Source organism: Bacteroides faecium, from assembly GCF_012113595.1.
GTDB lineage: Bacteria > Bacteroidota > Bacteroidia > Bacteroidales > Bacteroidaceae > Bacteroides > Bacteroides faecium.
Genome location: NZ_CP050831.1, coordinates 645,509 through 660,098, shown reverse-complemented (window position 1 = coordinate 660,098; position 14,590 = coordinate 645,509). Strand labels below are relative to the sequence as shown.

Genomic DNA, 14,590 nt, shown 5'->3' with positions numbered 1-14,590 from the left:
ATATGAACATAAATCACTGGATAGTAAAGAATCTTGTTTGCACCCTTCTTTTTGCGGTTGGAGGATTGAATATGTATGCGCAGAAAGATAAATATTTGATTGAAGCTGAGGCTTTCCAGTTCAAGGGAAAATGGTCAACGGATAGGTCGACTGATTGCATGGGGAGTGCCATGCTTCGTTTGAACGGTGGTGGAAGTCTTGACGAACAGTTTGATGCGCTTACAGTCGTCAATATAATAGAAGAAGGGGACTATAATGTATGGGTAAGGTCGGCAGATTATGAGAAATTGCCGGGGACACGCTTGTTCCGTTTAAGTGTGGATGAGAAACCGATGAAAGAATCCGGAAAACATGGAAAGGTCGGATTTTATTGGGAAAATGCGGGCGGTGTGCAGTTGGCAAAAAAACAGGTCTTATTGCGATTGCATGACACGAAAAAGAATTTCGGTCGATGTGACGCGATTCTATTGGTGAAGGATCATTCTATCAATCCCAATGAAATGGATAGGAAAGAAGTGGGCAAGTGGAGAAAGAATCCTGTTAAGATAGAGACGAAAGGATCCGGTTTTGATAATGTGTCTACTCCGCTTTTATTATCGCCTAGTGCGGAAATGGTGGCTAATATAGAGAATTCGAATATCCGGGTGAGTTTTGTAAAAGCCGGAGCGAACAACCAGGCGATTGCCTGCCGGACGGAAATCAAGGTAAAGGGAATCTGGCGCCGTTTCTTGTCTACTATGGAAGACCATAAGGTGTTTCTTATCACTGCGGAGCAAAGTCCGGTAGATAATGATAAATTCTTCCCTTCCTGGAGAAATGCAGTTTCGAAAAGTACATTTACTGTAAATGGAAAGGAATACACCGTACAGTCTGATGAGGATTATTTGAATCCTTATGTGGCAGGAGTGCTTAGTGAGGCTATTCCGGTGAAAGCGGTGAACAAGGACAATAAGAGTATTGAAGTACAGTATATCACGAAGAATGGCTCTTCTATCACAGGTTACTGGACGTTACCTGCCGAAGGGAATCATATCGAGGTGAGATTATCCTGCCGTCCAGCTACTGACGGAATGTATAGTATGGGACTTTCTGCTTTTCAGCCTGTCCCCCAGCCGAATGTGAGTAATATACTTCTTCCGCCGATGTTTCAGTATAAGCGGGTTTCTCCACATCCGGTGATGATGCTTTCTTCAATGATGCAACAACCGTTGGCTATTGTTGAATCAACTACTTCTTTGGGTGGAGTGATGTCATCTTTTATATCAGGGGATGATACGACTTTCCCGCAAGAATGGGGAAGTGTGGATTTTTCTCCGATGGGATTTTCAGTCAGGAATGAGCAGAATGTTGTTCAGCCGGTAGCCTTTGCTCCCGTTATGGGGATGAAAGACTCTCATGTGAAGGCGGGGCAGATGATTGAACGCAAGTTTGTGATAGGCATACTTCCGGCTGGCTGGAATGAGGTGGTAGAATATATTTCGGATCAAGTATATAAGGTGAAAGATTACAGGAAACAAAAAGATGTATCACTGACTGAGGCAATGTTCAATATTCTGGATTTGATGCGCAATGAAGAGTATGGCGGATGGGATGCCGGTCTTAAAGGGTTTTATGACATTGAAGGAGATCCGGAAACGGCTCCGACAGTAGTGCACGCTGCTCCTTTGGCTATTGTCGCAGCATCTGTCTTCTCGGAAGATGAAGAATTTTATTTGTCACGCTCTTTACCGACAATAGAATATACATTGTCTCGGAGTGGATACAGATGGGCTACGGACTTGGTTCCAAGCGGATACAACAAAACGCTTGAGACACTCCGGCTCAATCCTTTTCACTCGCAGTTCAATACTTCTTATTATGAAGGCTTGCATCGTCTTTTGGGAGGGCTGAACCCGTGGCTGGCTTCTATCGCCTTACCGGGGGATACATTGAGGAAAACAAAGGGATATTCTACACAGGTTCTCTCGTGGGTACAGGCAATCTCCGCCTATAACCTGACCGGAGATGAGAAATGGAAACGTTTTGCTACTTCTACTGCCGACCGGTATATAGATTTGCAGATATATAAGAACTCATCCCAACCGGTAGGATTGATGTCTTTTTATAATACGAATGTGTATGCTCCGTGGTGGGATCTGATAGACTTGTATGAGTTGACAAAAGAAGAAAAATATTTGAAAGCGGCACAATACGGGGCTTCCAATACCATTGCAGGAATCAGGTCTTTTCCTGCCGTAACAGAGAATCTACAAACGATTCATCCGGGAAACCGTTTTGACGGGAATACAAACTTATGGTGGAAGGGAAAAGAGAAATACCGTCTAGGATTTCCACGAGTGGCAAATGATGCGCAGGAGAAGCAAGTGCCGGAATGGCTTGTCTCACCGGTCGGACTGGGCTTTGAACAGCCTTCGACTTATTTCCTGCGGACAAAGGGAAAGCAGGTGCGTCCGGTCTTTATGAGCAACTGGGCTCCTCATCTGCTCCGTCTCTATCAATATACCCATAAACCTATTTACGAGACTTATGCCCGGAATGGAGTGATCGGACGGTTTACAAATTATCCGGGATATTATGCAACAGGATATACGGATATAACCCTGTCACCGGATTTTCCTTATAAGGGTCCCGATGTAAGTTCTATCTATTACCACCATATTCCGCCCCATTTGGCATTTACGTGGGATTATCTGGTATCTGAAGCCATAGAACGTTCCAAGGGGAATATTTATTTCCCGTCGTGCAAGCAGGAAGGTTTTGTCTGGTTTACAAACCGTATCTACGGGAATGAAAAAGGGAAAATATTTGGAGACAACAAGGCGAAGCTTTGGACAAAGAAAGGGTTGGTCCAGGTGGATAATCCGACAGTAAATTATCTGACTGCGGTTTCCGATAAATATTTCTGGGTGATTTTATCCGGTGAGTCTGAACAGGAAGAATCACTGACTGTCCGCTTGGACGAAGTTGCCGGATTGATTGGACAAGGTGATGTTGTACAATACACCGAAAAAGGTAAAACGATGAAAATAAACAGGGCTGGAAATGCGGTTAAGGTTTCTGTTCCGGGAAAAGGTTTCAGGGCTTTGGCATTTCCTTTAGCCGAACCTCGCAAAGAGACTCGTTACCCTGTGTTGAAGAATGGAATGGAAGTGGTGGATATGGGAGAACCTTTCGGCAAGGTCTTTTTGTTCCGCATCCGTTCTCCGTTCGGATGGGATTCTGTGTATGGATTTGCTGAAACTGCGCCGATCAAGGATAAGGAAATGTCCATAGCGGTGGAATGTAACGGACAGTCTTGTACGGTTGCTTCTTATCCGTTTGAATGGAGCTTCTATAAATTGAAAATGGACGAAAAAGCCGTTGTTAAAGTAACGGTGAAATCGGAAGGACAGGCAGATAAAACGAAGGAAATTATACTTAATTCAAAATGAAGATGATACAGATACGACAACTGGGAGCTGTTATCGCAGGAATGGTACTAATGACAGTACTTCCCTATGCTTATGGGCAGAGCCGGTTCGATTTGGATAAGATTGCCGCTTCGCAGGGAGGAGCTTCACCTTTGGTGTACACAACGGCAGATAAGGAAATCTCACTGGTTCAACCCGGAAGTTACTATGATGAAAAAGAATGTGCGGTAAGAAAGGGGCTTCCTAACTTTTCTTTAAAAATAGAGAAAGGGCAGGAAATCACGGTTGCTTTTATTGGTGGCAGTATTACACAGGGAGATTATTGCTATCGTTTGCAAACTACCCGCTATATGGAAAATACATTTTCCAAGACCCGTTTCAGATGGATTAATGCCGGAGTGTCCGGCACGGGTACGGACTTGGGGGCTTTCCGGATTCGGGAACAGGTGTTACAGTATAAGCCGGATCTTGTTTTTATTGAATTCGCGGTAAACGGCGGTTATCCGGACGGTATGGAGGGGATGATCCGAAAGATTATAAAAGAGAATCCCCATACGGATATTTGTTTGATTTATACGATTTATACAAATCAGACTGCTATTTATCAGAAAGGAGATGTTCCGCAGGTGATTAAAAGATTGGAGGACATTGCCGCGCATTACCAACTTCCTTCTATTCATTTGGGCATGGAAGCGGCAGCACTCGAAGAGGCGGGTAAGTTACTTTGGAAAGGAACCAAAGAGGTTGCTGCCGGGAAGATTTTGTTTTCTAATGATGGGGTACATCCAGTCACCGATGGGGGCAACCTATATGCTTCCGCTATTGCACGGGGACTGGAGAAGATGCAAAAAGGAAATAGTGCTTCGCAGAGCTTTTCGCAGGCACATATGCTTCCTGAACCGCTTATCGGTTCGGAATGGGAAGAAGCCGAAATGTATATCCCTTCACAGATTGCTTCTTTTGATAAGTCATGGAAAGAGGTTAATACATCAGAGAACCCTTCCTTAAAGAAATTTTCCGGCTGGTTTGATACAGTGATGACCAGTAGTAAGGAGGGAGCGTCATTTTCCTTTGGCTTTGAGGGAGATATGCTAGGCTTGTTTGATATTGGCGGTCCGGAAGTAGGACAGGTTGAAGTTCTGGTTGACGGAAAATTTGTTCAGTTGAAAGAGGTTAGTACTAAAGGCTTTCATCTGTATGAAGCGAATGACCGTATCGGGAATTATACTTTGAATCGTTTTAATTCCTGGTGTAACAATCGCTACCGGGGGCAGTATGATGTGATAAAGTTGGAGAAAGGTGTTCATCAAGTAACTATCCGGATCTCTTCCGAGAAAGCTGACAAGAAAAAAATACTCAGTAATAAACAACGGGAGGATATAATAGCACATCCTGAAAAGTATGACCAGTCGGTAATCTATCTGGGAAGGATACTCTTACGTGGAAAACCGATTCCGTGCGAACGGATAAAGGGAGTTCCTAAACTGGCACAACAACTAAAGTGGGATCAGAAAATGAGGCGTTATGAAAAGGCGGATTCCATCAATCCGCCGACAAAGAATTTGATTCTTTTTGTGGGTAGTTCAACGATGGAGAACTGGAAATCCTTAGCGGATGATTTCCCAGGGAAGCCGGTTCTGAACCGGGGCGTTTCCGGCACGAAAACGATAGACTTGATTAATTATAAGGACCGTTTGATAAGCCCTTATCATCCTAAACAGATTTTTGTTTATGAAGGGGACAATGATATTGGTTACAAATGGACTCCGGATGAAATACTGGCGCAGATCAAGAGATTGTTCTTTATTCTCCGGAAAGAAAAACCGGAAGCGGAGATTATTTTCATTTCTATCAAACCGTCTGTGCGGAGATTGAAGGACAAAGAGAGGATTGAACAGACAAATGCGTTGATAAAAGAGTTTGCAGAGCAACAGGTGAATACTGCTTATGCTGATGTATATCATCCGATGTTTACGGCAAAAGGAGAATTGTTCCCGGAGCATTATCGGGAGGATGGGTTGCATCTGACGGCTGAAGGTTATGCCGTGTGGAAAGAGGTTATTTCCAAGTATATTAAATAACAAATAGTAGAATAGAATGATGAAGCATTTAGTGATCGTTGGGATTTTGAGTTGTTTTTCTATGAGTGGATTTGCTCAGATATACAAAGATAAAACAGCTTCTGTGGAGGACAGGACGAATGATTTGCTCCACCGCATGACATTGGAAGAAAAAATAGATTATATAGGAGGTTATAAAGGCTTTTATATAAGAGGTATCGAACGTCTAGGCGTACCCGAGATAAAGCTGACGGATGGCCCTGTCGGTACACATAAAGACGGTAAATCGACAGCTTATCCGGCAGGGGTACTGACTGCTTCGACCTGGAACAGGGAACTGGCATATGAATTAGGAAAACAACTGGGAAGAGATTCAAGAGCACGTGGTGTACATATATTATTGGGACCCGGTGTGAATATTCTTCGTTCTCCTTTGTGTGGAAGGAATTTTGAGTATTTCACGGAAGACCCGTATTTGAACTCTCAGGTAGCCATAGGTTACGTGAAAGGATTGCAGGATCAGAAAGTGGTGGCTACTCTGAAGCATTATGCTGCGAACAATCAGGAGTGGGACCGGAACAATGTAAGCAGTGATATTGATGAGCGGGTGTTGCATGAAATTTATCTACCTGTCTATAAAGCCGCCATTCAGGAAGCGGGTGCGGGTGCTGTTATGGATAGTTATAATCCGGTGAATGGGGTGCACGCCACGCAGAATGATTATTTGAATAATCAGGTGTTGAGAAAACAATGGGGATTTGATGGAATTGTAATGAGTGACTGGTCGGCTACTTATGATGCTGTGGAAGCTGCTAATGGTGGTTTGGACTTGGAAATGCCGCGTGCCAAGTGGATGAATAAGGAGAATCTGATTCCTGCGATAAAAGCCGGGAAAGTGAAGGAAGCGACTATTGATGAGAAAGTGAAGAGAATTCTGAGAATTATGTTCCGGTTCGGCTTTTTTGATAATGAGCAGTTGGATAGCTCTATTCCATACAATAACCCGGATGCGGCAAAAGCCGCATTGGAACTGGCTAGGGAAGGAATTGTATTGTTGAAGAATGAGAATGGTTTACTCCCGTTGAATCCGTCAAGAGTGAAGTCGGTTGCCGTGATTGGTCCTAATGCCAACTCTTATATATCAGGTGGTGGAAGTTCTTATACATTCCCGTTTCATTCTGTTTCGGTATTGGACGGGTTGAAGATTGCCGGACAGGAACTTCAGATTTCTTATGCGCCCGGTGTGCCTACCTTGACAGAAACGGTTACTAATGCTGCTTTTTATACAGAAGCGGGAAGCTGCACTAGAGGGCTTAAGGCTGAATACTTTGATAATATCCGTTTAAAGGGAACACCGGCAAAAACTGTGATAGATACGATTGTCAATATAGGCAACGGCTGGCATATTGCTGCCGAAAATAAGGGTATTCCGTACGACCATTGTTCCATGCGTTGGAGTGGGGTTGTACGTCCGGAAAAGACTACTAATTATCGGTTCATAGTCAGAGGGTTCGACGGATTCCGTTTGAAAGTCGGTACGGAAATGGTGATTAATGAGTGGAGAGACCAGGGAATAACGACTCGTGAAGTTGTATTGGCATTGGAAGCCGGAAAGGAATATCCTGTTATTCTTGAATACTTTGCGAATGTGCATCCGGTTGATATCTCTTTCGGATGGAGGGAGGATAAGTTGCTCTTTGATGAGGCTGTAGAGATTGCCCGGAAATCTGATGTGGCTATTGTGAACATAGGATTTAATGAGAGCAGTGAACGTGAAAGTAATGACCGTCCCTTCGAGTTGCCCGAGTATCAGGATAGTTTAGTGCAGTGCATTACTGCTGCCAATCCCAATACGGTTGTATTGCTTAATGCTGGAGGAAATGTGGATATGTCGAAATGGATAAATAAAGTTCCTTCCTTATTGCATCTGTGGTATGCGGGTCAGGAAGGTGGAACGGCTGTTGCTGAAATTCTGTTCGGAAAGGTAAACCCCAGTGGAAAACTGCCTGTCTCTTTTGAAAAGAAATGGGAAGATAACCCGGCTTATCCATATTATTATGATACGGATGGTGATAAGCGGGTAGAGTATAAAGAGGGGCTTTTTATGGGGTACAGGCATTATGATATTAGTGAAACGAAGCCTCAATTTGCATTCGGCTATGGATTGTCTTATACCACGTTTAAATATTCTGACTTACGTATAAACAGAGAAAAAGGTAAAGAACTGGTGATTAAGGTCCGCTTTACAGTAAAGAATACAGGGAAGTATGACGGAGCAGAAACGGCTCAGGTATATATTCGACCTATAAATCCGAAGGTTGAAAGACCTTATAAGGAGCTTAAAGGGTTTGCTAAGTATTTTATTAGAAAAAATACCGGGCAAGAAATGGAAATAACGTTGAATAAGGATGCTTTCTCTTATTACAAGACGGAATTGAAAGACTTTGATTATGATGCGGGAAGTTATGAAGTGCTTGTAGGAAGTGCGTCCGACGACATTCGGTTACGTAAGGTAATACAAATAGAAAAGTAGGTTTAGGCTAAAATAGAAGTAAAATTAATTAGATACGAGAAGATGGTACTTGATAAGTTTAATAGTGTGAGAATGTTGAATACGGATGCTCTTCAGGCTGATTTTGTAATAGTAGGCGGAGGTATTTCAGGGGTTTGTGCTGCTATAACCGCAGCTCGCCAAGGGCTGAAAGTAGTGCTTATACAAGATCGTCCGGTATTGGGCGGGAATGGTTCCAGCGAAATAAGGCTGTGGATGCTCGGAGCAACTTCTCATATGGGAAATAATAATCGCTGGGCACGTGAAGGCGGTGTAATAGATGAAATTATGGTGGAAAATACGTTCCGTAATCCGGAAGGAAATCCGATCATTTTTGATTCCGTTATGCTTGACAAGGTGGTGAGCGAACCGAATATAACTTTATTGTTGAATACCTGCGTGTATGAGGTAAAAAAGAGTGCCGGTCACAAAATAGAAAGTGTCAGAGGTTTTTGTAGCCAGAACAGTACTATGTACGAAGTAACCGCTCCTTTGTTTTGTGATGCTTCCGGTGACGGTGTTGTCGGTTTCCTTGCCGGGGCTCCTTACCGTATGGGGGCTGAGAGCAGAGAGGAATTTGGCGAAAAGTTTGCACCGGCTGAGGATTATGGCGAGCTTTTGGGACACAGCTTGTATTTTTATACAAAGGATACCGGTCAGCCGGTGAAATATGTGGCTCCTTCTTATGCAATGGACGTAACGAAGACAGTTCCCCGGTTCCGTAGTTTCAACGCAAAAGAACATGGCTGTAAATTATGGTGGGTTGAATATGGGGGTGACTTGGACACGGTGCATGATACGGAGCAGATTAAATGGGAACTGTGGAAAGTTATTTATGGAGCCTGGGATTATATTAAGAATTCGGGCAAATATCCGGAAGCGGAAACAATGACGCTGGAATGGGTAGGCTGTATTCCCGGAAAACGGGAGAGTAGGCGGTTTGAAGGCGACTATATGCTGATTCAGCAGGATGTCATAGAACAAAGACATCATGAAGATGCGGTGTCTTATGGTGGATGGAGTATTGATTTGCATCCGGCAGCCGGTGTGTTTGGCGAGGAATCTGCTTGTAATCAGTGGCATTCGAAAGGGGTATATCAGATTCCTTACCGTTGTCTTTATAGCAGGGGAATTGAGAATCTTTTCTTTGCGGGAAGAATTATTAGCGTATCGCATGTAGCTTTCGGGTCAACTCGTGTGATGGCTACTTCTGCGCACAGTGCTCAAGCTGTGGCGGTGGCTGCGGCGATGTGCCTGGAGGAGAATATTTCTCCAAGAGAAGTATATTCTTTAGGTAAAGTATCCGAATTACAGAAGAGATTATCAAGAATGGGGCAGTATATCCCTGATATGAAAATTAGGGACGAAGAAAATCTGGTAAAGAAAGCTACTTTAGCTGCATCCAGTGAGTATCATTTTAAAGGTTTTCCGGCAGATGGGGAGATGCAGGCTTTGGATGAGTCTGTAGCCCAAATGATTCCTTTGCATAAAGGGGATAGATTAGGAAAAGTAAAAGTTGGACTTTTTGTTTCTGAAGAAACCCTGTTGGAAGTAGAACTTCGTGTAAGCAGTAAGCCGTTTAATCATACTCCGGACGTTACTTTGGAAACGAAAACAGTCTCTTTATGCCAAGGTAAGCAACAACTGGAACTGACTTTTGAAGCGGTGATGCCGGAAGAACAGTATGTTTTCCTGGTTTTCAAGAAAAATCCTTTGGTGCAATTACAATATACCAAAGAGAGGATAACCGGAGTTTTGTCTGTGTTTAACACTATTAATGAAGCTGTGTCCAATTTTGGAAAACAGACTCCTAAAGAGGATATCGGAATTGAGGAATTTGAATTTTGGTGCCCGAAGCGAAGACCCGGTGGACATAACATCGCTGTTCAGTCAGAAAAAGACTGCTATGTTTTTTCTGTTTCAAATATTGATAATGGCATTGATCGTCCGGTTCAATCACCGAATGCCTGGGTTGCAGAGTTGAATGACCCGGCTCCGGCTCTGACGGTCAGATGGGATTCGGCTGTGCGTATCGGAAAGATGTCTCTCTTTTTTGATACGGATTATGACCAACCGATGGAAACGGTTCAGATGACACATCCGGAGAATCAGATGCCTTTCTGTGTAGAGAAATATAAAATATATGATGGAGAGGGGCGGTTGGTTTATGAGAAGACAGACAACCACCAGTCGATAAATGAGTTTGTATTTCCGGAGAAGCTGGTGACCGATGAGATTAAGATTGTCTTGGAACATCCTTCTGATTTAATCCCGGCGGCTTTATTTGCTGTGAAGTGCTATGAATAGTTCAATATATTTTGAATAAAATATGATTCTTGGGAAAGTCATGGAAAGGTCTGGGATTTTGTCTGTCTATTCGTTTGCTTTATCATGGTATTTAAGTATATTTGCTAAAATTTTATTTAGTATTGCTAGTAATGCAGAACCAGAATCTTGATATAACGGAACAGAAGAAACCAGCTTCACGGATGAAGTATCTTCAGTTAGTGGATTATATTAATTCGCTAATTGAAGATGGTACGCTTCAGATCGGTGACCAGATACCTTCACTGAATCAATTGCAGACACAGTTGCACATGAGTAAGGAAACTTTGTTGAAAGGATTGAATTACTTATTGGAAATGGGGGTTATCGAGGCTATTTACAGGAAGGGGTATTTTGTAAAAAAAGTATCTATAAATCATTCTTATCATGTATTCCTGTTATTGGATAAGATGAACGTGATGCGTGAGCAGATTTATCGTTCAATTTTCAATTCTTTGAAAGATGTAGGGGATATTGATATTTACTTTCATCATCATAACTATAAGGTTTTTGAAAAACTCATAAAAGAGAATTTGGGTAACTATACACATTATATTATAGCTACTTTTCTGAAGGAAGACGTGACAGATGTTTTAAACTTGATTCCGGCAGAAAAAAGAATCATCATAGATTATAATCAACAAGGATTGAGCGGTAATTACAGTTGTATTTATCAGGATTACGGCTATGATATTTATTGTAGTCTTTTACAGTTGCAGGACCGTCTGAAAAAATATGAGAAATTGATTTTGATAGCACGCCCGGAAGCCATTCATGCCCAACAGGTTATTAATGGTTTTCTACATTACTGTGTGAAGAGCGAATTGCCTTATTCGATAGAATCGAATGTGGAAGAAAAGAATTTCCGTAAGGGGAATGCCTATATTACTTTCAGCAGATATGATACGGATGATGTGGCATTGATTAAACTGGCTAAGAAAGAAGGATATGAGTTGGGCAAGGAAATAGGTTTGATTTCTTATAATGATACTGCCGTTAAAGAAATACTGGAAGGAGGAATCACCGTTATTTCTACGGATTTTGAGATGATGGGGAAAACAGCAGCTTCTGTTATTCTGGATAAGAATACGATTTATAAACGAAATCCGACGAAAGTGATTATACGTAATTCTCTTTAAAAAGATACTTCATCAATGATACCAAATAAAAAAGCCACCCTCTTAGGTGGCTTCTTTTTTGCTCTTCCTCTTGGACTTGAACCAAGGACCCTCTGATTAACAGTCAGATGCTCTAACCGACTGAGCTAAGGAAGAATGTTTGCAACTGAGATTTTGAACTTTGCTCTTCCTCTTGGACTTGAACCAAGGACCCTCTGATTAACAGTCAGATGCTCTAACCGACTGAGCTAAGGAAGAATGTTTTTCTCAATTGCGATGCAAAAGTAGTAGGTTTTTTTGAAATATGCAATATCTTTGCAAAAAAAATATTTGAAATGGACAAAATAATAGGATTGGGCAACGCCCTGGTAGACGTACTTGCAACCCTAAAGGATGATACGCTCCTGGATGAAATGGGATTACCCAAAGGAAGCATGCAACTCATTGATGACGCTAAGTTACAGCAGATTAACTCGGAATTTTCGCAAATGAAAACCCATTTGGCAACGGGCGGATCGGCTGGAAATACTATCCTCGGACTGGCTTGTCTGGGTGCCGGAACAGGTTTTATAGGAAAAGTAGGAAATGATCATTATGGAGAATATTTTCGCAAAAATCTTCAGAAAAACAATATTGAGGACACATTATTGACCTCGGAGCAACTTCCTTCCGGCGTCGCGTCTACTTTTATTTCGCCGGATGGGGAACGTACTTTCGGTACTTATCTGGGAGCGGCTGCTTCCTTGAAAGCGGAAGAACTGACACTGGATATGTTTAAAGGATATGCATACCTGTTTATTGAAGGATATTTGGTTCAGGATCACGAAATGATTCTTCATGCCATTGAATTGGCAAAAGAAGCAGGCTTGCAGATTTGTCTTGACATGGCAAGCTATAATATTGTAGCCAATGACCTGGAATTTTTCTCCTTATTAATAAATAAGTATGTGGATATTGTTTTTGCGAATGAAGAAGAAGCAAAAGCATTTACAGGCAAAGAGCCGGAAGAAGCTTTGGGAATTATTGCCAAGAAGTGCAGCATTGCTATCGTGAAAGTAGGAGCAAGCGGTTCTTATATTCGTAAAGGAACGGAAGAAATCAAAGTTTCCGCAATTCCGGTAGGGAAAGTGATAGATACAACCGGAGCAGGCGACTATTTTGCTGCCGGTTTCTTATACGGTTTGACTTGTGGATATTCGTTGGAGAAGTGTGCTAAAATAGGTTCCATTCTCTCGGGAAATGTTATCCAGGTAATCGGAACAACAATGCCAGAAGAACGCTGGGATGAAATTAAGTTAAATATTAACAGGATTCTAGCGGAATAACCAAGGATTGAGTTACTTTTACAACTCATTTATATTGAAAGAAGTATGAAAAAATTGCTGAATGGGCGGGTAGCTATCGTTATAGTGGCTGTTATGGCTACCGTAGCTTTCTTTAGTTTCAAGAGTGGCGACGACCGCAATTTCCAGATTGCAAAGAACCTGGATATATTTAACGCGATTGTGAAGGAACTGGACATGTTCTACGTAGATACGATCGACCCGAATAAGACAATCAGGGAAGGAATCGACAATATGCTTTTCACGCTCGATCCTTATACGGAATATTTCCCGGAAGAAGACCAGAGTGAACTGGAACAGATGATTAAGGGCTCATTCGGTGGTATAGGATCATACATTACTTATAATACCAAGCTGAAACGCTCGATGATCTCCGAACCGTTCGAAGGCACACCGGCAGCGAAAGCCGGATTGAAAGCCGGAGATGTCCTGATGGAGATTGACGGGACAGACCTTGCAGGCAAGAACAATGCGGAAGTCAGCCAAATGTTGCGCGGACAAGCGGGTACCAGTTTCAAACTGAAAGTGGAACGCCCGAATCTCAAGGGCGGACGCACTCCGATGGAATTCACAATTGTGCGTGAATCTATCCAGAATCCTTCCATTCCTTATGCTGCCGTACTCGATAATCAGGTAGGATACATCAACTTGAGTACTTTTTCCGGTAATCCTTCCAAAGATTTCAAGAAAGCATTTTTGGATTTGAAGAAACAGGGAGCCACTTCGTTGGTAATCGACCTTCGTGGAAACGGCGGTGGCCTGCTGGATGAAGCGGTGGAAATAGCTAACTATTTTTTGCCACGTGGAAAAGTGATTGTGACGACTAAAGGAAAAATCAAGCAAGCCAGCAATACGTATAAGACATTGCGCGAACCGCTGGATTTGGATATTCCGGTTGCAGTGCTGGTAAATAGCGGGACAGCTTCCGCTTCCGAAATCCTGTCAGGCTCTTTGCAGGATCTTGACCGTGCGGTAGTCATTGGCAACCGTACTTTCGGAAAAGGACTGGTGCAGGTTCCCCGTTCTCTGCCTTACGGCGGAACGATGAAGGTGACTACCTCCAAATATTACATACCTAGCGGGCGTTGTGTGCAGGCTATCGACTACAAGCATCGTAATGAAGACGGAAGTGTAGGAACTATTCCCGATAGCCTGACTCAGGTTTTTCATACGGCAGCCGGACGTGAAGTCCGTGACGGCGGTGGTGTAATGCCGGATATTGTCATCAAGCAGGAGAAATTGCCGAACATTCTGTTTTATCTGGTACGTGATAATCTGATTTTCGATTATGCCACTCAATATTGTCTGGATCATCCAACGATTGTTGCCCCTGAAAAGTTTGAAGTGACGGATGCTGATTATAATGCCTTTAAAGCATTGGTGAAGAAAGCCGATTTCAAATATGACCAGCAAAGCGAGAAGATTCTGAAAACGTTGAAGGAAGCTGCGGAGTTTGAAGGCTATATGACGGATGCTTCGGAAGAATTCAAGGCACTTGAAAAGAAACTGAACCATGATTTGGATCGTGACCTGGATTATTTCTCCGACGATATAAAGAAAATGATTGCTTCTGAAATTATCAAGCGTTACTACTATCAGCGCGGTAATATCATCCAGCAACTGAAAGATGATGACGGACTGAAGGAAGCTGTAAAAGTCCTGAATGATCCGGTGAAGTATAAAGAAATGCTGAGTGCGCCGGTTGCAAAGAAATGAGATTGAATAGATAAGAGAAACGGTGGATAGCTATATTGCAAGAGCTATCCACCGTTTCTTATTTGTC

General features: G+C 42.7%; 7 protein-coding genes and 2 tRNA genes. 7 read left to right on the top strand and 2 right to left on the bottom strand.

Annotation, left to right across the window (positions count from 1 at the left end; translation table 11 throughout):
* The first annotated feature begins 2 nt into the window (after window positions 1-2).
* The 5 genes from BacF7301_RS02720 to BacF7301_RS02700 all read left to right on the top strand — a co-directional run bounded on the left by BacF7301_RS02720 (window position 3) and on the right by BacF7301_RS02700 (window position 11,485).
* Entirely contained in the window at window positions 3-3,431 is a 3,429-nt protein-coding gene (locus BacF7301_RS02720) for a glycoside hydrolase family 88 protein (protein ID WP_167959964.1), read from the top strand.
* Between the two features lie 2 nt (window positions 3,432-3,433).
* The gene (locus BacF7301_RS02715) at window positions 3,434-5,491 is read left to right on the top strand and encodes an SGNH/GDSL hydrolase family protein (RefSeq protein WP_167959962.1); all 2,058 of its coding nucleotides are present in this window, start codon (window positions 3,434-3,436) and stop codon (window positions 5,489-5,491) included.
* 16 nt (window positions 5,492-5,507) lie between these two features.
* On the top strand, window positions 5,508-8,003 hold the full coding sequence (locus tag BacF7301_RS02710) for a beta-glucosidase (protein WP_245208317.1): 2,496 nt from the start codon (window positions 5,508-5,510) through the stop codon (window positions 8,001-8,003).
* A 42-nt stretch (window positions 8,004-8,045) separates the two neighbouring features.
* The gene (locus BacF7301_RS02705) at window positions 8,046-10,328 is read left to right on the top strand and encodes an FAD-dependent oxidoreductase (protein ID WP_167959960.1); all 2,283 of its coding nucleotides are present in this window, start codon (window positions 8,046-8,048) and stop codon (window positions 10,326-10,328) included.
* 131 nt (window positions 10,329-10,459) lie between these two features.
* Window positions 10,460-11,485: a GntR family transcriptional regulator gene (locus BacF7301_RS02700; protein WP_167959958.1), complete on the top strand. Its 1,026-nt coding sequence runs from the start codon at window positions 10,460-10,462 to the stop codon at window positions 11,483-11,485.
* A 61-nt stretch (window positions 11,486-11,546) separates the two neighbouring features.
* Here BacF7301_RS02700 and BacF7301_RS02695 read toward each other — a convergent pair.
* Together BacF7301_RS02695 and BacF7301_RS02690 are read right to left on the bottom strand one after the other, a co-directional pair.
* Window positions 11,547-11,620: transfer RNA gene (locus BacF7301_RS02695), tRNA-Asn, on the bottom strand.
* Between the two features lie 28 nt (window positions 11,621-11,648).
* Window positions 11,649-11,722 (bottom strand) — tRNA-Asn (locus tag BacF7301_RS02690).
* Between the two features lie 77 nt (window positions 11,723-11,799).
* Here BacF7301_RS02690 and BacF7301_RS02685 point away from each other — a divergent pair.
* Together BacF7301_RS02685 and BacF7301_RS02680 are read left to right on the top strand one after the other, a co-directional pair.
* Window positions 11,800-12,789, top strand: a complete 990-nt coding sequence (locus BacF7301_RS02685; protein WP_167959956.1) for an adenosine kinase — start codon at window positions 11,800-11,802, stop codon at window positions 12,787-12,789.
* A gap of 45 nt (window positions 12,790-12,834) precedes the next feature.
* Window positions 12,835-14,523 (top strand): S41 family peptidase, encoded by a 1,689-nt coding sequence (locus BacF7301_RS02680; RefSeq protein ID WP_167959954.1) that lies wholly within the window; start codon window positions 12,835-12,837, stop codon window positions 14,521-14,523.
* Window positions 14,524-14,590: the final 67 nt, after the last annotated feature.